The following is a 20183-nucleotide window of genomic DNA, read 5'->3' as shown; positions in this document are numbered from 1 at the left end:
GCCTCTGTTCATCTCGTGAAAACACAAATGAAGCGGTTCTGAGCCGTTTTTAGGACAAATGCCCAGTAATTTTATATAGCTGTAACGCAAGAGACTGATAGTCAGGTTCGATCATGACTAACAAACCAAACTACGCCCAATACGGGCGACGTAGACTCATGAAAGGCGCGGGACTCGCGGGGCTCGCGGGACTCGCAGGGTGTATCGGAACCGGCGACCCAGGAAGTGGGGGAGACGGCGGCGACGGGAGCGACGGCAGTGACGGGAGCGACGGCAGCGACGAGAGCGACGGCGGCAACGGCATGGCGTCGGAGATCAACGTGTGGGGGTGGGATGTTGCCGCGCGAGCGCTGATGATAACCTCCGAGGAGTACGAGTCCGAGAACGACGCGACGGTTGCCGTCGAGGAGTTCGGTCGGTCCGCGATGAAGGACCGACTCCAGACGAACCTGCTCTCGGGCTCCGGCGCGCCGGCGGTCTCCATGTTGGAGTCCGTCGACGGCCCGTCGTTCATCGACACGGGCTCCGTCGCGCCGCTCACCGACGAGATCGAGGAAGCGGGCGTTCAGGACGACTTCGTCTCCGGGAAGTGGGAGGCCCTCACCGTTGACGGCGACATCTACGCGCTCCCGTGGGACACCGGTCCCACGGCGGTGTACTACCGCCGGTCGGTGTACGACGAACACGATATCGACCCGGACAGCATCGAGACGTGGGAGGAGTTCATCGAGGAGGGCCAGAAGCTCCCGGATGACCAGTACATGCTCAACCTCCCTGAGGGGGACCTCTCCGGCGTCTGGCGGTATCAGTTCCGCCAGCTGTCCGGCGAGCCCTTCCTCGAGAGCGGCGAGGTGAACATCCACAACGAGAAGTCGCTCCGTGTGGCCCGCAATATAAAGGAGATCTATGACGCCGATATCGCGGCCAACATTGAAGGATGGACGTCCGCCTGGTTCAGCGCCTACGGCGACGCGACGATCGCCTCGCTCCCCTCGGCGGCGTGGATGGAAGGGACTCTGCGGGCCGAGCTTCCCGACACCGCGGGCGACTGGGGAGTGTTCAAGATCCCCGCGCTGGAGTCGGGCGGGCCGCGCGCGTCGAACTGGGGCGGCTCCAACCTTATGATCGCCGACCAGGTGTCCGACGAGGCCCATGCGCGTGGGTGGGACTACATGGAGTTCTCGCTGGCGACCAAGGAGATGCAGCTGGCGATGTATGACGAGTACGGTCTCTTCCCGGCGCTGGAGACCACCTACGACGACCCGGTTTTCGACGAGGAACTGGACTTCTACGACGGTCAGCCCGCACGAGCGCTCTTCGCTGAGGTCGCACAGGACGCGCCCGGATACCGGTTTACCGCGGACACGCCAGAGGTGTCACAGGCCATCGAGACCGAGTTACAGCGGATGATCAACGGCGAGCAGTCGCCCGAAGAAGCCGTCCAGGCGGCCGCGGAGACTGTCGCCGAGAACACCGATCGGGACCTCGCGTAACTCGGAGGGACCGATCGAATGGCCACTTCTGACGAGACAAACGACCGCGTCGAGCAGACGTACCGCCGACGCGCCCGGGCGAGGATACAGAGCGTCGGGAGACGGCTCAGACGAGCGGCGCGACCGGGATGGGACAGAGTGCGGTTCGCCAGGCAGGATCTGACGGCGGCGATGCCGGCGCTGCCGCGCGTCGCGTACCTGTTCATCGCACCGTTCTTCGTACTGTTCGGGCTGTTTCTCGCCTTCCCGGTGTTTTACACGCTGTATCTGTCGTTCTTCGAGTATCAGGGCGTCGGCGAAGGATCGCTGTTCTGGATCGACCTCGGCCCGCTGTACGTCGAGATTCCGCAGATCGCGCAGCTGAATTTCGTCGGGCTCGGGAACTACGCCCGCCTGCTCGGCAACGATCTGTTCTGGCAGTCGATGTTCAACACCTCGTACATCCTCGCGGTTCAGGTCCCGCTTATGATTGGGCTTGCACTTGCGCTCGCACTCGCGCTGAACGCCTCGTTCATGCGTCTCAAGGGAGTGTTCCGCACCGCGATCGCGCTGCCGGTCTCGGCGAACCTCGTCGCGTACTCGACGGTGTTCCTGCTGCTTTTCAACGAGCAGCTGGGATTCCTGAACTACGTCCTCTCCGGTGTCGGGCTCGGTCCGATACCGTGGTTGACCAGTGAGTTTTGGGCTCGGAACACGATCATCGCCGCGGTGACGTGGCGGTGGACGGGGTACAATATGATTATCCTCCTCGCTGGTCTCCAGACGATCCCACAGCAGCTGTACGAGGCGGCTGAGATCGACGGAGCGAACCGGTGGGAGAAGTTCCGCTACGTCACGCTCCCGCAGCTTAAACCGGTGCTGCTATTCGTCGTCGTGTTGTCGACGATTGGGACGTTCAAGCTGTTCGCCGAGCCGTACGTCATCACTGGCGGCGGCCCGACGAACGCGACAATCACGATCGTCCAGTACATCTACCGGCAGGCGTTCGTCAACTTCAACCTCGGCTATGCGAGTGCGCTTACGGTCGTGTTCGTGGTGGTCGTTAGCATCTTCTCAATCATCCAGATCAAGCTCGGGGGTGAGGACTGATGCGCGATCAACGCCGGAAGGACGCGGTCTGGCGGTTCCTCACCTACGCCTTCGTCATCACGATGGTTGTGGTGATGATGGTACCGCTGTACTGGATGCTGGTGGCGGCGACGCTCCCACAGGAGCAGTTCCTCCAGTTCCCGCCGCGGTTGATTCCTGGCACCGCATTCCTCGACAACTTCGCGGCACTACAGGAGCGGCTCGACTTCGTCCGTACGATCCGGAACAGCGTCTTCATCGCCGTCGTCTACACGCTGCTCTCGCTCGTGTTGTGTTCGATGGGTGGCTTCGCGTTCGCCAAGTACGAGTTCAAGTACAAGGAACCGATCTTCTATACGATCTTGGCGACGCTCGTGTTACCGATCCAGCTGCTCGTCATCCCGCTGTTCCTGCTGATGGCACAGCTGGACTGGACAAACACCTTCCGGGCGATCATCCTCCCGTGGGCGGCCAACCCCATCGGAATCTTCCTCATGCGGCAGAACATGAAATCGATCCCGGACGCGCTGCTCGAATCCGCCCGGATGGACGGCGCGACGGAGTTCCAGATATTCTATCGGATCGCCTTACCGACAATGCGGTCGTCGCTGGCCGCGCTGGCGATCATCCTGTTCCTGTTCCAGTGGGACCTGTTCTTGTACCCGCTCGTGATCCTCGAGTCGGCAGACATGTACACCATCCCCATCGGACTGGCGCAGCTGACCGGGTTCCAGCGGATTTACTACGACCAGATCATGGTGGCGGCGACGCTTGCCATCGTTCCGATGGTCGTGTTGTTCTTAGTGCTACAGAAACAGTTCGTCAGTGGCATCCTCGCGGGGTCGCTCAAAGAGTAACCAATGTCAGGAATCAACATCACGGAATTAGACAAGGTGTACGACTCCGGAACCGAGAACGTGGTCGCCGTGGAGAGCCTCTCCGTCGATATCGACCACGGCGAGTTCCTCGTATTGGTCGGGCCGTCCGGCTGCGGGAAGTCGACGACGCTCCGCTGTCTCGCCGGTCTTGAGGACGCGACGGCGGGGACGATACGGTTCGACGGCGAGGATGTCACGGAGTACCGGGCCAGCGAACGGGACGTGGCCATGGTGTTCCAGAACTACGCGCTGTACCCGCACATGACCGTCCGGGGTAACATCGGCTTCGGGCTGAAGCTCTCGACGAAGCTGACCGGCGACGAGATCGAAGCGAAAGTTGAGGACGTCGCCGAAATGCTCGGGATACGCGAGTTGCTCGACGAGAAACCGAAGGCACTCTCCGGGGGGCAACAGCAGCGCGTGGCCCTTGGACGGGCGATCGTTCGAGAGCCGTCTGTGTTCCTGATGGACGAGCCGCTCAGCAACCTCGACGCCAAGCTCCGCTCAGAGATGCGGACCGAGCTACAGGAGCTACAGGCCGACCTTGACGTGACGACGGTGTACGTCACCCACGACCAGACGGAGGCGATGGCGATGGGCGATCGGATTGCCGTGATGGACGGCGGTGTACTCCAGCAGGTCGGGTCGCCGGAGGAGGTGTACCGCTCGCCTGTGAACCGGTTTGTCGCCGACTTCATCGGATCGCCGAGCATCAACCTCCTTACGGCCGACGTGGAAGACGGTACCCTTGCGGGTCCCGGGGGGTTCGCGTACGAGCTCGACGACTCGGAGCCGGTCGACGGACACGAACGGGTCAGTGTCGGTGTCAGGCCGGAGGACATCGAGGTCGTCGAATCGGGTCGGAACGCGGCCGACGTGACGGTCGTGGAGCCGATGGGGAACGAGAACTTCCTCTACATGGAGATTGGCGGCCACGAGCTCACCGCCCGCGTCAGCCCAACGGTCCGGCCGGCGGAGGGGTCACAGGTCGCGTTCGACTTCGACGAGGCGGCGCTGTACCTGTTCGACGTCGAGACCGGCGACGCGCTGAAAACCAAAACGGACTCCGTCGACAGCGCTGTCGTCGGAACGACACAGAACTAAGCGATCATGTACATCACCGACTACGAGCTGTTCGAAGTACCGCCTCGCTGGCTATTCTTGAAGCTCACAACGAGCGACGGTACCGTCGGCTGGGGGGAGCCGATCGTGGAAGGGCGCTCGCACACGGTCGTCGCGGCCGTTGAGGAGCTGCTCGACAACTACCTGCTCGGCGAGGACCCGACGCGGATCGAGGACCACTGGCAGGCGATGTATCGCGGGGGGTTCTACCGCGGGGGCCCCGTGCTGATGAGCGCCATCGCCGGCGTCGACCAGGCGCTGTGGGACCTCAAGGGGAAGCAGTTCGGCGCGCCAGTCCACGAGCTGCTCGGCGGCCGTGCGCGCAACCGTATCCGCGTCTACCAGTGGATCGGCGGGGACCGGCCGGCAGACGTCGGCGAGGCCGCCAGCGAGAAGGTCGACGCGGGGTTCTCGGCGCTGAAGATGAACGCGACCGCGGAGCTGCGGCCGATCGACACCCCGGCCACCGTGAACGACGCGGTCGACCGGATCGCGGCCGTCCGGGAGTCCGTCGGCGACGATGTCGACATTGGGGTCGACTTCCACGGGCGCGTGTCGAAGCCGATGGTTCGGCGGCTCGCGGCCGCGTTGGAGCCCTACGACCCGATGTTCATCGAGGAGCCGGTGTTGCCCGAGCACAACGACTCGCTCTCGGGGATCCGGCAGTCGACGACGATCCCGATCGCGACCGGCGAGCGGATGTACTCGCGGTGGGACTTCAAGGAGGTGCTCGAGGCGGACGCCGTGGACCTGATCCAACCCGACGTCTCGCACGCGGGGGGGATCACCGAGATGAAGAAGATCGCGTCCATGGCCGAGGCGTACGACGTGTCGATTGCGCCGCACTGCCCCCTCGGGCCCATCGCGCTCGCGTCCTGCATTCAGGTCGACGCCTGCACGCCGAATGCGCTGATCCAGGAGCAGTCGCTCGACATCCACTACAACGAGACGAGCGACGTGCTGGACTACCTCGCCGACCCGGCGGTGTTCGAGTACCGCGACGGCTTCGTCGACATCCCCGGCGGCGACGGGCTCGGGATCGAGATCGACGAGGAGCACGTCCGGGAACAGCACGGCAACGTCGACTGGCACAACCCCGTCTGGCGGCACGACGACGGCTCCGTGGCGGAGTGGTGATCCGGATGCTGACACAAACGCGGCGACGCGGGAGAGAGCGATGACCCGCCGACACGAATCACCGACCGACCACGCGGTGCCCCGACGCTTCGCCGGGAAGACCGCTATCGTCACGGGGTCGACGCGCGGAATCGGTGCCGGAATCGCGGAGCGGCTGGCCGCCGAGGGCGCGAACGTCGTCGTCAGCGGCCGCACCGTCGAGGCCGGTGAGGCCGTCGTCGACCGGATCGCGGACCTGTCCCCGGATGAGTCGGCCGACTGCGCGTCCGCCGGCGACGTGACGTTCGTCCGCGCCGACATGCGCGACCCGGACGACGTGGCGGCGCTCGCCGAGGCGGCCGTCCAAGAGTACGGCTCGCTCGACGTGCTCGTGAACAACGCCGGCGTCCAGACCGAGACCGCGGCCGACGAGGCGACGCTCGACGACTGGGCGTTCGTCGTCGAGACGGACTTCCGGGCGTACTGGCTCGCGGCGCGGGAGGCGCTCGACCACATGGACCGGGGGGCGATCGTGAACGTCTCGTCAAACCACGCGTACGCGACGATGCCCGCGCACTTCCCATACAACGCGGTGAAGGCGGGGATCAACGGCATGACGCGGTCGCTCGCCGTCGACTTCGGCCCCCGGGTCCGGGTGAACACGGTCGTTCCGGGCTGGGTCGAGATCGAGCGGACGCGCGACGAGCTCCCCGAGGGGCGGTTCGAGGAGGTCGAGTCGATCCACCCGACCGGCCGGATCGGCACGCCGGCCGACGTCGCCGGGGCCGTTTCCTTCCTCGCGAGCGAGGACGCCGCCTTCGTCACGGGCGCCGCCCTCCTCGTCGACGGCGGCCGCAGCGCGGTGATGCAGGACGACACCCTCCCGGACTACCGGGCGCGAGAGCGCTCGGAGTAGCCGGTCGAGGAAGATTCCGAATTGGTGGCTGTTGAACTGCTCCGACGATCACACACTGTGAATCGCCGTAATCAATACGGGGACGGCAACGGGTGAGGGCGGGAGTGCGTATCGCAGGTCGCGAGTGCGGTCGTTTATAAGCGATCAAGTGGTGTTGCTGGTAGCTGTTTATAGGCGCTCGACGACGCGGCGAACACCTCCAAAGCCCCAGTCGCGAGGACTCGATGCGCTCGCTGCGGTCCTCAGTCGGTCGTTGCCACTCCCTCCCTGCGGTGCTTGCGTCGCCTGTGGCGGTTTCGCGGCTGCCCCTTCGATTCCCGCCCCGGAACAGCACCGCAGCCTCAAACCTCCCCATCCTCGTCGCTGGCGGCCGTCGCTTCGCTCCGCCCGCCACCGACTCCCTCGCGCGGCGCCGCTCGCGGGCCTCCGGCCCGCTCCCGGGCGCGCGCCGACCGCTTCGTCCATTTATAAACGATCGACGCCGTGGCGCACGCCTATTTAAATATCTTATTCGCACCACCGATCTGCAACACTCACTCCCGCTATCGATCAGGTAGCACTCTTCAACGACCGGCTGTTTCAGGCGAAAAGGTTTAAGAATGGGATTCAGCGGAGCCGTATGTTTCGACTGACGTGTCCGACTACGGCTGAGCGACCCGCAGACCGTCCACGCGGTCGCCCTCGATGACGACGACTCCGTACGACCCCACAACGGCGGTGTCAGCGCGCGAGTCCTCGCCGCCGTCACCCGCCGCGTCGACGGCGTCCCGGTCGGCGTCGTCGACCGCGAGCGAGTCGGGGTCGATCCCGGGCAGTCGGAGCCGGTCGCCCGTGAAGTTGGTCACCCACGTGTGGCCGCCGCGGTAGCCGACGCGGACGCCGTCCGGAAGCCGATCGGCGTAACGAATACCCGCGCGGTCGAGCAGGGCCGACGCGAGCGCGTCCGCCAGGTCCGGGTCGGGCCAGACCCCGCAGTAGGTGACGCGTCCGTCGCCGACCGCGTTGGCGACGACCGCCGGTCGACCGTCCGCCGGCCCGTCGACCTCGTACGTGTACCGGACCTCAGCGGCGTCCGGGTCGAGCCACTCGGCCCAAGTCCGGAACGAGGCGGACGGCGCCGCGCCGTCGTCGGCATCGCTCCCGTCGTCCGTGGGACCGTCCGCCCGCCGGACCGCCGTTTCGAGGCGCCGCGGCAGCGACTCGTGCTGGTCGACGGCCGCGCCGACGAGGTCGGTCAGCGGGCCGGGCTGCGACGTCGGTCGGAGCTTGTTCTCCGCGTCCTTCACGCCGGTTCGGGGTCCGAAGAGGACCTCCCCGCCACCGGCGACGTAGTCGGTCAGCCGGTCGGCGAGGTCCTCGGTGACGAGGTGGAGCGCGGGCGCGACGACGGCGGCGTATCCGGAGAGGTCGGCGCTCGGCGGGACCACGTCCACCTGGACGCCGCGACCGCGGACGGCGCCGTAGAACGCCTCTTGGAGCGCCCAGTAGTCGAACTCCGGGGCGTGGGGCTGCGCGTCGAGTGCCCACAGGGAGTCGTAGTCGAAGACGACCGCCACCGGCGCGTCCACGTGGTCGGCGCTGTCGAGCGCCGCGAACTCTTCGCTAGCGCGCGCGGCGTCAGCGTACCCGCGGTCGGGCGAGCCGTCCGCCTTCCGGAGGCCGGCGTGGTACTGCTCTTGCCCCTCGAGACAGCGCCGCCACCTGAAGTAGAGCACCGCGTCGGCCCCGTGAGCGGCGGCGTGGTGGGCCCACAGCCGCATCGCGCCCTCGCCCGGCTGGGGGCAGTGCGGCGGCCAGTTGACGTCGCCCGGCTGCTGTTCCATCACCCAGAACGGCCTGTCGAGCGCGCTCCGGTAGAGGTCGTGGTCCATCCCCACCTGGTCGGGGTCGCCGGCCCGCAGCTGGTCCGGCGACGCCTCCCCGTCGTAGCGGTCCTGAACGAATCCCGTCGGGTAGGAGTCCCAGGCGACGCGGTCGAGGTCCGCGCTCACGTCGTAGGCGTTCAGCGTTGGGAACCGTCCCATGAAGTTGTGAGTAACGAACCAGTTTGGGTCGGCCTCGCGTATCAGGTCGGCCTGGAGGCGGTTGTACTCGACGACCGAGTCGCTGGCGAAGCGCGCGTACGCCAGCAGCCGTGAGGGGTGGTGCTCCGCGGGGGTCGGCCCCGGCGGGTCGACCTCCTCGAACGAGCCGTACTGCTGGCTCCAGAACGCGTTCCCCCACGCCTCGTTGAGCCGGTCGATGTCGCCGTAGCGGTCCGCGAGCCACGTCCGGAACGCCTCGGCGCAGTCGTCGCAGTAACAGCGGACGGTCCGATGACAGCCGAACTCGTTGTCCGTCTGCCAGCCGGCGACGTGCGGCGAGTCGGCGTACCGTTCGGTGACCCGCTCGACGATCCGTGCCGTCTCCTCGCGGTAGGCGGTGGAGTTGAAACAGTAGTGGCGGCGGCTGCCGTGTTGACGGACGGTGCCGTCGGGCTCTTCCTGCCGGATCGACGGCCGCTCGTCGACTAGCCACTTCGGCGGCGTCGCCGTCGGCGTACATAACACCGCCTCCATCCCGTGGTCGCCAACGAGCTCGATCGCCTCGTCGAGCCACCCGAAGTCGAACTCCCCGCGCTCGGGCTCAAGAACTCCCCACGAGAACTCCGCCATCCGCACGTATTCGAGGCCGGCGTCGGCCATCGCGGCGATGTCGCGTTCCCACTCTTCGCTCGGCCAGTGTTCCGGGAAGTAACAGACTCCGGTTCGCATGGCTCACCGTGTCGACCGTGTCACCTAAGCGTTCGGATAGGCGGAGTCGACGGCGGTCGGCCTCCGCCCGACGGGGCGCTCGCGTGGCAGGGTATTTGTGGGGGCACGGAGAGGGTGTGATATGAACGAGGGCAGGGCGCACACCACCGCAGTCACGTACGACCCGACCGACCGCGAGGTCACGGTCGCGGACGACGCCGGCGACCTCCTTGTCGGGAGCCTCCACGCGGCGGCGACCGACGGGGAAGACGGGCGGGTGCGGGTCGCAGCGGTGTCGCTGTCGACGGAGGGCGGCGGCGTGACCGCGACCGTGACCGTCGAGAACGCCGGCAAGGAACCGGTCCGAGTCGGCGACGTGACGTGCGCGTTCGACACCGCGTTCGGCGCTGACGCGCGTGTGTACCGGCACGGGTACCAGTCGTGGACGCCGACGGGGACGCTCTCCGTCGGAGAGCGGTTCCCGATCGAGGACCCCGACAACGCCCCGATGATGAACGACCTCGCGGCGTCGACAGACGACCGGGTCAGCAGCTACCTGACCGGGCTCGTCGAGGGGGATCGCGGCGTCACGGCGGGGTTCCTCGAACACGACCGGTTCTGCACGCGGTTCGAGGTGGCCGACGACGCCGACGGGGTCGCGACGCTGCGCGCGGTGTGTCCGCTGGAGGGGACGCGCTTGGCGCCCGGCGAGCGGACCGAGCTACCGCCGTTGTGGGTTGACGCCGACCGCGACCTGCGGGAGGGACTGGCCGCGCTGGCCGACCGCGTCGGCGAGCGGATGGACGCCCGCGTACCCGAGCGCGCGCCGACCGGGTGGTGTTCGTGGTACCACTACTTCACCGATGTCACCGAGGCGGACGTGCGGGAGAACCTCGCGGAACTCAGAGGGTGGGAGATCCCGGTCGACGTGGTCCAAGTCGACGACGGCTACATGGAGGCGTTCGGTGACTGGCGGTCGATCGCCGACGGGTTCGAGGATATGAGCACCGTTGCGGGTGACATCGCGACCGCGGGGTACCGCCCGGGATTGTGGCTCGCGCCGTTCTACGTGGAGGCCGGCGCTGACCTGTATGCCGACCACCCGGACTGGTTCGTCACGGAGCCGACGGACGGCGCTGGCGACGGTCCGGGAACGCCGGTCGACGGCGGCTTCCGCGCCGGGTCCGAGCTGTACGGGCTCGACACGACGCACCCAGAGGTCCTCGACTGGCTCCGTGAGACCGTCTCGACGGTTGTCGACGAGTGGGGATTCACCTACCTGAAGCTCGACTTCCTCTTCGCGGCGGCACTCCCCGGCGAGCGGCACGACCCCGAGGCCACCCGGATCGAGGCGTATCGGCGGGGCGTGGAAGCGATCGCCGAGGCGGCCGGCGACGACGCGTTCCTCCTCGGCTGCGGCGCGCCGATGGCCCCGAGCGTCGGGCTCTTCGACGCCATGCGGGTCGGCCCGGACACTGACCCGACATGGGAGACGCCGGGGGAGTCGGGGAGTCAGCCGGGGCTGAAAAACGCCGTCCGCAACACACTCACCCGAAACTTTCTCCACCGGCGGTGGTGGCTCAACGACCCCGACTGCCAGCTCGTCCGAGACACGAGCGACCTCACCGCGGCCGAGCGTGAGTCGTTCGCGGCGCTCGTCGCCGCGACCGGCGGCGTGAACGTGTTCTCTGACCGGCTCGCGGAGATCGGTGCGGCCGGCCGCCGGCTTCTCGAACGGACGATCCCGCCCGCGACCGGCGGCGAGGTCGGGCGACTCGACGAGGAGCGGTTCCCGTCGCGAGTCGTCTGCGACCGGCCGGGCGACGGGGCCACGACCGTCGCCCTGTTTAATTGGGCGGACGAGCCGTCGACCGTCAGGTTCGACGCGCGCGAGCACGGGTGGAGGGGGGGACCAGAATCGGACCGGGTCGTCTGGGACGGGCTCTCCGGCTCGGTTGTTGCCGGTCCGGTTGTCGAGCGCGAGCTGCCGCCGCACGGCGCGGCCGTGTTCGCCGTCGTCTCGGCCGAGGACGGCGACCTGCTCGGCGACGCTGCGACGCTCACGGGGGGGTCGGACCGCGCGTCGGGGGCGACCGTTCGAGACGGGGCCCTCACGGCGGCGGTCGACGGGGAGCGCGTGACGTTCGCGCTCGACCGCGAGTGACGACCGCCGCCGATCACCCGTTCTTATAATTGGTCGAGCGTAGCACCGGGTATGAACACGTTCGAGACCTGCTGTGTGGGGTGGCGCCGATGACTGACCTCGTGACCTTCGGCGAGACGATGCTCCGGCTGTCGCCGCCGCGCGGCGACCGGCTCGAGACGACGCGCGAGCTGGCCGTCCAGGCCGGCGGCGCGGAGAGCAACGTCGCGGTCGGCGCGGCGCGGCTCGGCGTCGACGCCGCGTGGCTGTCGAAGCTCCCGGACTCGCCGCTCGGCCGGCGGGTGACGAGCGAGCTCCGAAGTCACGGGGTCAGCCCGGAAGTCGCGTGGGCGGACCCGGACGGGAGTCGGGTCGGGACGTACTACCTCGAACACGGCGGCGCCCCGCGCGGGACGAACGTGATCTACGACCGCGCCGACGCCGCGATCACGACCGTCGAGCCCGACGAGCTCCCCGCGGCGCCGCTCGACGGCGCGGAGTGGTTCCACACGACGGGGATCACGCCGGCGCTGTCGCCGGCCGCCGCGGAGACGACGACCGCGCTCCTGCGCCGCGCGGGCGAGGCGGGCGCCACCCGCTCGTTCGACCTGAACTACCGGTCGAAGCTGTGGGGGCCCGACGAGGCGCGCGACGCGTACGAGACGCTGTTCGAGCACGTCGACACCCTGTTCGTCCCGCACCGGGACGCGCGGGCGGTGCTGGACCGCGACGGCGACGCCGTCGAGGTCGCCCACGGCCTCGCGACCGACCACGCCCTCGACACCGTGGTGGTCACCCGCGGCGACGAGGGGGCGACGGCGCTCACGGGTGGCGACGTGTACGAGCAGGCGGTGTTCGAGGCGGAGACGTTCGACGCGATCGGCACCGGCGACGCGTTCGTCGCCGGGTTCGTCGCCGAGCGACTGCGGGGCGGCGACGTCTCCGCGGCCCTGGAGTGGGGGTCGGCGACGGCGGCCGTGAAGCGGACGACCGACGGCGACCTCGCGGTCACGACCCGCGCGGAGGTCGCGTCCGTCATCGACGGCGCCGACCGGATCAGCCGCTGACGCGTCGAGCGTCGCGCGCGCGGCGGTCGGCCCGCACGTTCGGTGGTCCTCGTCCGGATCGGTCGTCTCGGCCGCTCAGCGGTCCTCGTCTGGCTCCGCGGCGAGCGCCTCGTCGCGGAGTTCGCGGCAGCGCTCGCCCGCGACCTCCAGGTCCGGGACGGGCGTCGGCTCCCCGTCGGCGTCGACGGCGACGAACACGAAGTACGACTCCGTGGTGAGCTCGCGCTCCCCGGTCCGCGGCGACTCGCGGTACGCGCGGATCCGCGTCCGGAGGCTCGTCCGCCCGACCGCGTACACGTACGACTCGATGACGCAGGTGTCCCCCTGCGGCACCGGCCGCTTGAAGTCGAGCTCGTTGATCTTGGCCGTGACGCAGGTCTCGCCCGCGGCGCGCATCGCCGACATCGCGCCGATCTCGTCCATCCACTTGACGACGTTCCCCCCGTGGGCCGACGCGTAGTTGTTCGTGTGGGTGGGCTGGACGCGCTGGCGGTTCTCGATGTAGGTCTCGCTGACGCTGGGCATGCTCGCCCGTGGCGCGGCCGCGGGAAAAACACCGGTCCTCGGTCGTGCGGGCCTCGCGACGCCCGCTCCGGGGAGTCCGGCTCGCCCGCCTCGTGGCCCCCGCAGACCCGTCAAATTATCGAGCCGTATAATTTGACCTTCACTCCTAAATAGGGCTGTTGGCTCCGCTCAAACAACGTATGTTGAACGTGATCACCGCGCGGTACGGGCGACGCGTCGGAGCGGCCGTCCTCCTGACGCTCGGCGTGACGCTCGGCTTCGTCGCCCTCTTCGCGGGGCACGTGGCGACGGTCGGCACGCCGGCGGCCGCGACGGCGGCGCTGACTTCGGTCGGCATCGTCGTCACCCTGAACCTCGGACTCCTCGGCATCGTGCTGGTCGGGAACGTCGCGGTCGAGCTGCGGCGGCTGACGGAGACGGCGGAGGCGGTCGGGCGCGGCGAGTTCGACGCGCGCGCGACGTCTGACCGCGGCGACGAGATCGGGCGGCTGTTCGACGCCTTCGACGAGACGCGGCGGTCGCTCCGCGACGCGGTCGCGGAGTCCGAGCGCGCGCAGACCGAGGCGGAGGCGGCCCGCGAGGAGGCCGAGGAGCTTTCCGACACGCTGCTCGAACGCGCCGACGAGATCGGCGGCGCGATGGAGCGGGCGGCCGACGGCGACCTCTCCCGGCAGCTCTCCGAGGAGAGCGAGGTCGACGCGATCGAGCGCATCACGGCCGCGTACAACGAGATGACCGGCGGGCTCTCGACGACGATCGAGGACATCCAGACGTTCGCGGGCGACGTGGAGGCGACGAGCGAGGAGATGGCCGCCGAGGCCGACGACGTGGCCGCGATGAACGAGGAGGTGGCCGACGAGATGCGAACGCTCGCCGACGAGTTGGACGAGCAGACCGACCGGCTGCGCGAGACGGCCGCCGACACCGACGACTTCTCGGCGACCGTCGAGGAGATCGCCTCCACCACCGACGAGGTGGCGGGCGACGCGAGCGCCGCGGCCGAGCTCGGCGCGGAGGGCGAGCAGCGCGCGACTGAGGCGGTCGAGGCGATCGTCGAGATCGGCGACCTGCTGGCAGAGCTCGACGACCTCGTTGCCGGGCTCGACGACCGGATGGACGGCGTCGCGGAGACGACCGACGTGATCGCCGACATCGCCGAGCAGACCAACATCCTCGCGCTGAACGCCTCGATCGAGGCGTCGCGGGCGGGCGGCGACGGTGACGGCTTCGCGGTCGTCGCCGACGAGGTGAAGGGGCTCGCCGAGGAGACCCGCGAGTCGACGACGGCAATCGAGTCGACGATCGGCGAGGTGACCGAGGACGTGTCGGCGGTCGCCGGAGAGATGGACCGGACGATGACGGAACTGGACGACACGACCGCCGCGGTCCGGGCGGCGGGCGAGGCGATCGAGGAACTCACCGGCACCGTCGAGGACGTCGACGTCGCGATGGGGGACATTGCCCGCGCGACCGACGAGGGCGCCGAGGGGATCGAGTCGGTCGCGGCCCGCGTCGAGGAGGTCCACAACTCGGCGACCGACGCGGCCGACCGCGCGCGGACGCTGGCCGAGACCGCCGACGACACCGCCGAGACGGTCGGCGACCTCGCGGAGACGGCGACGGCGCTCGCCGAGCGGACCGCGTCGCTCACCGAGCAGCTCGCGCAGTTCGACACGCGCGCGGACGCGGGCGGCGCCGGCGGAGGGGTCGCGGCCGCCGCGAGCCCGGCCGCCGCCGACGCGGAGGTGAGCGCCGATGATTGAGCCGTCGACGGTGCGGTTCGCCTCGGCGGGGATCTACGCGGTCTCCGCGGTCGTGTTGCTCGCCTTGGCGCGGCGCAAGCCGGCAGAGCTGCGGCGGTACTGCTACCCGTTCGTCGCGGTCGTGGCGCTCGCGGGCGTCGGGATCGGGACGTGGGGCGCCGGGATCGGGGCGTTCTCGGTCGGGAGCGGCACGCTGGAGGCGGGGCAGCTGCTCTCCGACTACGTCGCGTACCCCTTCCTGTTCGGGTTCGCGGCGTTCGTCTCGGGGGCGGGCCGGCGGTACGTCTGGGGGATCGTCGCGCTCACCGTCGCGATACGGCTCGGCTACGACTTCGCCGAAGTGTTCGCGGGACCGCTCGCGACCGCGGGCACCCTCGCGATCCTCGTCGGCTACCTCGTCCTGCTCGGGCTGTTCTTCGGCCCGGTAGCGAGCGTGGCCGCCCGGCAGCCGCCCGCCCGGGAGCTGTTTTACAAGAAGACGCGGAACCTCGCGCTGTTCGCGTTCGGCGTCCTGATCGCGTGGGCGATGTTACAGATCGCCGGGCTGTTCGATCAGTTCTCCGCGGCGGTGACCTTAGAGTACCTCGACCTCCTGCTTCGGGTCGGGTTCGCCGGCTTCGTGTTCGCGAACGTGGGGACGCTGGCGGCCGAGGCGGAGTCCGAGGGCGGCGCCGATACCGAGACGGGCCAGCCCGCGTCTCACACGGCGGCGGGAGCGAGCGCCGACTGAGGCGACGGATCGAAGCTCATCGAATCTGCTGTTCGCCGCCTCTGTAGCGCAAATAGTTCGACGACACCGGAATTATATAATCGTTTCCGCTACTGATGAGCATCCCCGCCGACGAACCGGGCGAGGAGTTCGCACTCGCCGAAGGGTTCGGCGCGGATCTCGACGCCGACCCCGCCGACGAGCGGGCGTACCGGATCGCGCTCCAGCTGTACGAGCCGGGGGGGGTATCGGCGATCGCGGAGCGCGCTTCGTGTGCCCCGGACACCGCGCGGCGACATCTTAAGCGGCTGGCCGACATCGGCGTCGTCGAACGCGTCTCGGAGTCGCCGCTCACGTACGTCCGCAACGAGTCGTACTTCGAGTGGCGGCTCCGGAACCGACTCGGGGACCTGTCACGCGACGAACTCCACGACAGACTCGCCGAACTCACGGAGCGCGAGTCGGCGTTTCGCGAGCGGTTCGACGCCGAATCACCGACCGACGTGGACGCCCTCGACCACGCGGAGTACGACGACGTCGAGTCGGTCTGGCTCGCGTTGAGCGAGTGGCGCACCGTCAGAGCGCGGAGCGGCCGGTTAGCCGCGGAGGATGTCAATGCTCGGCCGAACTGTCGTACATGGTTCCGAACGCTCGTTCGCCGCGGATCAGTTCGTCGACGCCGCTCGTGAGCGTCACCTCTCCGAAGACTGTCGCCCGGTAGTACGTATACAGACCGTCCTGTCCGCGGTCGGTACGCTGCCGTTTTTCCACGAGCCCGACGTCCACGAGCTCGTTGAGGTGATAATGTACGGTACTGTCGTCGACGCCGGTTGCTTCTTCGAGTTCCGTCGGACTCATGTCCCCGCCGTGGACGAGTCGGTAGAGTATCTCGTATCGGGTGCGGTGTCCGACGGCAGCGTGCATCGCCAGGTACTCGTCGAGCGTGAGAACGCTCTCGTCCGGGAGGAGGTCCTCCGGATCCTCCGGGGAGTCACCCTCGACCGTATGATTCGTCGCCATCTCATCGCAGCCTACGGCTGAGAGACGTTTAGTAGTTCTCAAGCCAGTATTCTTCAAAAACACTGTTTTTTATATGCCTGCGGCTGGACGGCGGCGTATGACCGTCGAGATCACACGGGATCTCATCGCCGACCGATTGGGAGACGTGGCGTACGACCGGTTCCTCTTCTACCTCATGGGTCCGTACAAATCGTTCAACCTCAACTACGTGCTGGGCGAGGGAGAACAGCGGGAAATAGACGTCGCGGATCTCCCGGGACCGCTCCGGCGGCTGTTCCGGAACAAAGACGAAATCGACGCTGCACAGGCGCTTTTGCGACGCGTTCAGGGAGCCCTTCGCGTGCGTCCCGGAGTGAACGCGTTTCTCGCGCTCGACGTCGACGTGAGTACGGAGGACGTGGACGCCGCGACACAGAGCATCGAGTACGCTCGCTGTAGCAACGCGACCGCGTTCGTTCTCCCGTTTCTCGGGCACAATTTCGGGGTCGGGGAGGAGGCCGGAAGCATTCTCGAAGCGCTTTCGGAAACGCACGGTGACCGATTCTGCTTCGTTCACGAGGACGACGTGACGAGTGCGATGATACGCTCCGCGAGAGTCCGATGGGACCTGCGCGTGGAGACGTACGGGTCCGAGTCGGAACTCGTGTCGAAACTCCGCGTGTTCGCTGCCGGTATCATGCATCGGGAGCGTCGCGGTGATCTCGACCGCCTAGCGTGATTCGACGCCCCGGGCGCGTCGCCGCGTCGGTGACTTGAGACGTATCGCCAAGCCGATCGAGACGGTGAACGCGCCTGAGAGATCACACGAGCAGCGCGATCCCGCCCCCGCCGACGATCGCGAGCGCGCCGAGGGCGAAACACACCGTCGCGAACGGGACGCGCTCGACGACGCGCATGAGCGCGTCGATCGTCAGGTAGCCGACGACGCCGCTCACGCCGAGCGCGACCGCCGCTGGCACCGGCGCGATCCCCGGCAGGCCGCCCGCGCTCGTGACGGTGAGCGCGGCCGCGCCGACGCTCGCGGGAATCGACAGCAGGAAGGAGAGCCGAAACGCGGTCGGCGGGTCGTAGCTCCGGAACAGCAGCGCGCTCGCGGTCACGCCCGACCGGGAGATCCCGGGGAGGATGGCGAAACCCTGTGCGGCCCCGACGAGGATCGAATCGACGAGCGACGGCGTCTCGCGGCCGCCCATACTGACGCTGTCCGAGGCCCGCTGGAGGAGCCCGGTGATCACGAGGAGGACGCCGATCGCGGCGACGAAGACGCCGCCCGTGAGCTCGCTGACGAGGTCGACGGCGAGGATATAGAGCGGAATCCCCACGACCCCGGTGAACAGCGACGCCACGACGACGTACGTCGCGATCGCGTGGTCCGCGTCGTACGCCCTCGCGGGGCGCCATCCGGGGATCGCCCTGAGGATGGTCTCGATCTCCGCGCGGTAGTACGTCGCGGCCGACAGCGTCGTCCCCAGCTGGAGGAATAAGGCGAGCTGGACGGCGACCGCGGGGTCGGTGCCGACGAGCGTGAGCACGAGCGAGAGGTTCCCCTGACTCGAGACGGGGAGCCATTCGACGACGCCCTGAACGATCCCGGCGAGTATCGCAACGAGCAGCTCCGTAGTGGTCACTACCCGAATCGGGCGCGGGCAGTCACTTAAGCGCCCCCGTTTGGCCTAGCGGTCGGAGCGGGTCCGCCCGTCGACCGACGGCTCCGGCTCGGACGGTTCCGTCCCGTCGGGACCACCCGCGTCGGGACCGCCCGCGTTCGCGTCCCCGTCCGTCGAGCGGTGCTCCCGTCCGGGCTCAGTCGCGTTCGCGTCGGCGGCCGTTCCCTCTGGCGGCTCCGGGGGTTCGAGCGCGGCGACGAGGAGCTCGACCGGACGCGTCTCGCGCAGCGCCGCCCAGCTTCGGCGCTCGCGGGTGGCGAGCACGCCGGCGGCGACGAGGCCGCCCGCAACGACGAGGCGAGTCGTCCCGAGCGTTCCGGCCGCGACGCTCGCCAGTCCGAGGGCGAGGCCCGCCGCGAGGAGCGCCAGCCCGACGGCGACCGCCGGCGCCGCCAACGTCTGCCGCACGCCGGCCCGGACCGCGGCCGCCAGGCGAGAGTCGTCGAGCGCGGGGAGGAGCCGGTCGAGGACCGCATCGAGGAGGCGAATGAACGGGCCGACCGTCCACGTCTCCCGGAGATCGATCACGATCACATCCGGGTCCGGCTCCGCGGTGAGCCAGCGGTACAGGTACGAGTCGCGCACGGCGTCGGCGGTGCGCCGCGATAGGCGACCGAGACGCGACTCGCGGGCCGCCCGCCGTACGCCTCCGGCCAGCGTACCCGCCTCCGTCTCGTCACTCATCTGAATCGATCTTCGGGTGGGTGCTCATGTGTGTTGCGACTGTGGCGGACCTGGACGTGGTTACCGCCCCACGGTGACGACCGTCGCCTCCACAGTAACCGTGCCGAGATCGAGCGCCACGGTCGACCCCTGCCGGATCTGGTCGCCCTTGAACGCGAGGCCGCTCGGCATCTCTCGGAGCTGGAGGTCCGCGGTGATCGTTACCTCGCGGTTCACCGGGTGGTCCACGACGTTGACGCTGCCGTTCTCGCCGGTGGTGATGATGAGCGACGGCTCCGTCTCCACGCCGGTGACGCGAGCGACGGTGGTGTCGCCGGTCCGCTCGACCATCCCCGGTTCGATGGCATCCGCGAAGTCCTCGCGAACCTCCTCCATCCGGAGCGTCACGGTCCGGGTCGTTGTCGCGTCCATGTCGATATCGTGGCTGACCTGTTCGATTCGCGCGTCGAGTGTGTACTCATTTGTGGGAAGTGTTACGCTCTGTCCCCGCCTGACTGGACTGCCGCCGAACCGGAGCCGGTCCTGCTGGCGGTGCCCGGCGAGCGTCGCTTCAACGAACAGCTGTCGTTGGGTCGATCGGTTGGTCGTGTAGGTGGTGACGTTGTTGATGCGGGCCACGGTGCGGTCGCTGAGGCGAATCTCGTCACCGGGGGTCACCGCCTGCGCGGTGCCCGCATCGACTTGACTCGAGAGCAACACGCGCTGTTGTTCGGTAGCCAATGCGTCGCTGTCGCCGACATCACGAATCTGGCCGTTGACCTGATAGCGGTCGGTCGTGATATCGAGCGTCCGTCCGAGTCGTGGTGGGGCCCCTGCGTACGTGAGACTTCCTTGCTCGTTGCGTTCGCCTTCAAGCGCTACGCGGAGGATGACGCGAGCCTGACCGTCCTGTGGCGTGAGATGAACGTCTGTTATCCGGAGTGTTGACGTGCTATCGGAGTCGTAGGCATCACCCTCCTCGATAGCGTCGACAACGTACGGCGAGACGGTGCCAACGTCGAGCGTCGCGTACGTGGTGTCCGTCTCCGGTGGCGGCGCTGGGTCGTCGGTGAGCACGAACGCGGCGCCTGCGACGACGACGGCGGCGATCAGCAGCACGACGAGCGCGTCGATGACGTTGACGCGGCCGAACAGCCGCCCCTCGTCGTCGATCAGCTCTGTGGAGGTACCCTCCGAATCCGGCATTACCAACGACGACCGGCGCGCGCGTAAAAAGCGTATTCGTTCGGCGTGCGCTCAACTGCGCGGATCCGTACCCTTTTGTCGGCGCCCACAGAGGA

The 20183-nt window shown here is 68.2% G+C and carries 18 protein-coding genes; 12 read left to right on the top strand and 6 right to left on the bottom strand.

Annotated elements, in window-relative coordinates; translation table 11 throughout:
* Window positions 1–158: 158 nt before the first annotated feature.
* Genes EXE41_RS13230 through EXE41_RS13205 form a run of 6 tightly spaced genes read left to right on the top strand, consistent with a single transcriptional unit; the run spans window position 159 to window position 6593 of the window.
* On the top strand, window positions 159–1493 hold the full coding sequence (locus EXE41_RS13230; protein WP_086219902.1) for an extracellular solute-binding protein: 1335 nt from the start codon (window positions 159–161) through the stop codon (window positions 1491–1493).
* Between the two features lie 18 nt (window positions 1494–1511).
* Window positions 1512–2582, top strand: a complete 1071-nt coding sequence (locus EXE41_RS13225) for a carbohydrate ABC transporter permease (RefSeq protein ID WP_049931889.1) — start codon at window positions 1512–1514, stop codon at window positions 2580–2582.
* A complete protein-coding gene (locus tag EXE41_RS13220; protein WP_049931890.1) occupies window positions 2582–3418 on the top strand; it encodes a carbohydrate ABC transporter permease in 837 nt (278 codons plus the stop codon). The genes EXE41_RS13225 and EXE41_RS13220 overlap by 1 nt, the downstream gene beginning before the upstream one ends.
* 3 nt (window positions 3419–3421) lie before the next feature.
* Window positions 3422–4543 (top strand): ABC transporter ATP-binding protein, encoded by a 1122-nt coding sequence (locus EXE41_RS13215; protein ID WP_086215462.1) that lies wholly within the window; start codon window positions 3422–3424, stop codon window positions 4541–4543.
* Between the two features lie 6 nt (window positions 4544–4549).
* Window positions 4550–5698: a galactonate dehydratase gene (gene dgoD / locus EXE41_RS13210; RefSeq protein WP_049931892.1), complete on the top strand. Its 1149-nt coding sequence runs from the start codon at window positions 4550–4552 to the stop codon at window positions 5696–5698.
* Between the two features lie 40 nt (window positions 5699–5738).
* Window positions 5739–6593, top strand: coding sequence for an SDR family NAD(P)-dependent oxidoreductase (locus EXE41_RS13205; protein ID WP_086219901.1), 855 nt, complete (start codon window positions 5739–5741; stop codon window positions 6591–6593).
* A 641-nt stretch (window positions 6594–7234) separates the two neighbouring features.
* Here EXE41_RS13205 and bga read toward each other — a convergent pair.
* Complete coding sequence (gene bga, locus EXE41_RS13200) at window positions 7235–9346, bottom strand: beta-galactosidase Bga (RefSeq protein ID WP_049931894.1); 2112 nt, start codon at window positions 9344–9346, stop codon at window positions 7235–7237.
* 121 nt (window positions 9347–9467) lie between these two features.
* Here bga and EXE41_RS13195 point away from each other — a divergent pair, with 121 nt between their 5' ends.
* Both EXE41_RS13195 and kdgK1 read left to right on the top strand, forming a co-directional pair.
* A complete protein-coding gene (locus EXE41_RS13195; protein ID WP_137691265.1) occupies window positions 9468–11489 on the top strand; it encodes a glycoside hydrolase family 36 protein in 2022 nt (673 codons plus the stop codon).
* A gap of 89 nt (window positions 11490–11578) precedes the next feature.
* On the top strand, window positions 11579–12535 hold the full coding sequence (gene kdgK1 / locus EXE41_RS13190) for a bifunctional 2-dehydro-3-deoxygluconokinase/2-dehydro-3-deoxygalactonokinase (RefSeq protein ID WP_137691264.1): 957 nt from the start codon (window positions 11579–11581) through the stop codon (window positions 12533–12535).
* 75 nt (window positions 12536–12610) lie between these two features.
* Here kdgK1 and EXE41_RS13185 read toward each other — a convergent pair whose 3' ends face one another.
* Window positions 12611–13060, bottom strand: coding sequence for an acyl-CoA thioesterase (locus EXE41_RS13185; RefSeq protein ID WP_049931896.1), 450 nt, complete (start codon window positions 13058–13060; stop codon window positions 12611–12613).
* A gap of 179 nt (window positions 13061–13239) precedes the next feature.
* Here EXE41_RS13185 and EXE41_RS13180 point away from each other — a divergent pair, with 179 nt between their 5' ends.
* The 3 genes from EXE41_RS13180 to EXE41_RS13170 all read left to right on the top strand — a co-directional run bounded on the left by EXE41_RS13180 (window position 13240) and on the right by EXE41_RS13170 (window position 16221).
* The gene (locus EXE41_RS13180; protein WP_137691263.1) at window positions 13240–14823 is read left to right on the top strand and encodes a methyl-accepting chemotaxis protein; all 1584 of its coding nucleotides are present in this window, start codon (window positions 13240–13242) and stop codon (window positions 14821–14823) included.
* A complete protein-coding gene (locus EXE41_RS13175; RefSeq protein ID WP_086215467.1) occupies window positions 14816–15553 on the top strand; it encodes a bacteriorhodopsin in 738 nt (245 codons plus the stop codon). Before EXE41_RS13180 ends, EXE41_RS13175 begins: the two co-directional genes overlap by 8 nt.
* Window positions 15554–15648: 95 nt before the next feature.
* The gene (locus EXE41_RS13170) at window positions 15649–16221 is read left to right on the top strand and encodes a winged helix-turn-helix domain-containing protein (RefSeq protein WP_233125153.1); all 573 of its coding nucleotides are present in this window, start codon (window positions 15649–15651) and stop codon (window positions 16219–16221) included.
* On the opposite strand, the gene EXE41_RS13165 is transcribed toward EXE41_RS13170, so the two are convergent.
* Window positions 16145–16552: a winged helix-turn-helix domain-containing protein gene (locus EXE41_RS13165; RefSeq protein ID WP_086215468.1), complete on the bottom strand. Its 408-nt coding sequence runs from the start codon at window positions 16550–16552 to the stop codon at window positions 16145–16147. The two genes, EXE41_RS13170 and EXE41_RS13165, sit on opposite strands and share 77 nt — an antisense overlap.
* Before the next feature lie 97 nt (window positions 16553–16649).
* Between EXE41_RS13165 and EXE41_RS13160 the strand changes: the two genes are divergently transcribed.
* Entirely contained in the window at window positions 16650–17270 is a 621-nt protein-coding gene (locus EXE41_RS13160) for a hypothetical protein (RefSeq protein ID WP_086215469.1), read from the top strand.
* Window positions 17271–17352: 82 nt separating this feature from the next.
* On the opposite strand, the gene EXE41_RS13155 is transcribed toward EXE41_RS13160, so the two are convergent.
* The 3 genes from EXE41_RS13155 to EXE41_RS13145 are packed head-to-tail and all read right to left on the bottom strand — an operon-like array spanning window position 17353 to window position 20088.
* Window positions 17353–18180 carry an undecaprenyl-diphosphate phosphatase gene (locus tag EXE41_RS13155; protein WP_086215470.1) on the bottom strand — a complete coding sequence of 276 codons (828 nt, stop codon included), beginning with the start codon at window positions 18178–18180 and terminating at the stop codon, window positions 17353–17355.
* Window positions 18181–18225: 45 nt separating this feature from the next.
* The gene (locus EXE41_RS13150) at window positions 18226–18903 is read right to left on the bottom strand and encodes a hypothetical protein (RefSeq protein ID WP_241987250.1); all 678 of its coding nucleotides are present in this window, start codon (window positions 18901–18903) and stop codon (window positions 18226–18228) included.
* Window positions 18904–18963: 60 nt separating this feature from the next.
* Window positions 18964–20088, bottom strand: a complete 1125-nt coding sequence (locus EXE41_RS13145) for a DUF4330 family protein (RefSeq protein WP_137691262.1) — start codon at window positions 20086–20088, stop codon at window positions 18964–18966.
* Window positions 20089–20183: the final 95 nt, after the last annotated feature.

Origin of the sequence: Halorubrum sp. SD690R, from assembly GCF_005435035.1 — an archaeon.
GTDB lineage: Archaea > Halobacteriota > Halobacteria > Halobacteriales > Haloferacaceae > Halorubrum > Halorubrum ezzemoulense.
Note: the sequence above shows the minus strand (reverse complement) of the source record. Positions and strands in the feature narration are given on the sequence as shown.

Excerpts from the sequence above, each read along its gene's own strand:
- EXE41_RS13145 (WP_137691262.1), bottom strand. The coding sequence starts at position 20,088 with ATGCCGGATTCGGAGGGTACCTCCACAGAGCTGATCGACGACGAGGGG.
- EXE41_RS13230 (WP_086219902.1), top strand. The coding sequence starts at position 159 with ATGAAAGGCGCGGGACTCGCGGGGCTCGCGGGACTCGCAGGGTGTATC.
- dgoD (WP_049931892.1), top strand. The coding sequence starts at position 4,550 with ATGTACATCACCGACTACGAGCTGTTCGAAGTACCGCCTCGCTGGCTA.
- EXE41_RS13175 (WP_086215467.1), top strand. The coding sequence starts at position 14,816 with ATGATTGAGCCGTCGACGGTGCGGTTCGCCTCGGCGGGGATCTACGCG.
- EXE41_RS13150 (WP_241987250.1), bottom strand. The coding sequence starts at position 18,903 with ATGAGTGACGAGACGGAGGCGGGTACGCTGGCCGGAGGCGTACGGCGG.
- EXE41_RS13225 (WP_049931889.1), top strand. The coding sequence starts at position 1,512 with ATGGCCACTTCTGACGAGACAAACGACCGCGTCGAGCAGACGTACCGC.
- EXE41_RS13215 (WP_086215462.1), top strand. The coding sequence starts at position 3,422 with ATGTCAGGAATCAACATCACGGAATTAGACAAGGTGTACGACTCCGGA.
- EXE41_RS13220 (WP_049931890.1), top strand. The coding sequence starts at position 2,582 with ATGCGCGATCAACGCCGGAAGGACGCGGTCTGGCGGTTCCTCACCTAC.
- kdgK1 (WP_137691264.1), top strand. The coding sequence starts at position 11,579 with ATGACTGACCTCGTGACCTTCGGCGAGACGATGCTCCGGCTGTCGCCG.
- EXE41_RS13205 (WP_086219901.1), top strand. The coding sequence starts at position 5,739 with ATGACCCGCCGACACGAATCACCGACCGACCACGCGGTGCCCCGACGC.
- EXE41_RS13180 (WP_137691263.1), top strand. The coding sequence starts at position 13,240 with ATGTTGAACGTGATCACCGCGCGGTACGGGCGACGCGTCGGAGCGGCC.
- EXE41_RS13185 (WP_049931896.1), bottom strand. The coding sequence starts at position 13,060 with ATGCCCAGCGTCAGCGAGACCTACATCGAGAACCGCCAGCGCGTCCAG.
- EXE41_RS13170 (WP_233125153.1), top strand. The coding sequence starts at position 15,649 with ATGAGCATCCCCGCCGACGAACCGGGCGAGGAGTTCGCACTCGCCGAA.
- EXE41_RS13160 (WP_086215469.1), top strand. The coding sequence starts at position 16,650 with ATGACCGTCGAGATCACACGGGATCTCATCGCCGACCGATTGGGAGAC.
- EXE41_RS13195 (WP_137691265.1), top strand. The coding sequence starts at position 9,468 with ATGAACGAGGGCAGGGCGCACACCACCGCAGTCACGTACGACCCGACC.
- EXE41_RS13165 (WP_086215468.1), bottom strand. The coding sequence starts at position 16,552 with ATGGCGACGAATCATACGGTCGAGGGTGACTCCCCGGAGGATCCGGAG.
- bga (WP_049931894.1), bottom strand. The coding sequence starts at position 9,346 with ATGCGAACCGGAGTCTGTTACTTCCCGGAACACTGGCCGAGCGAAGAG.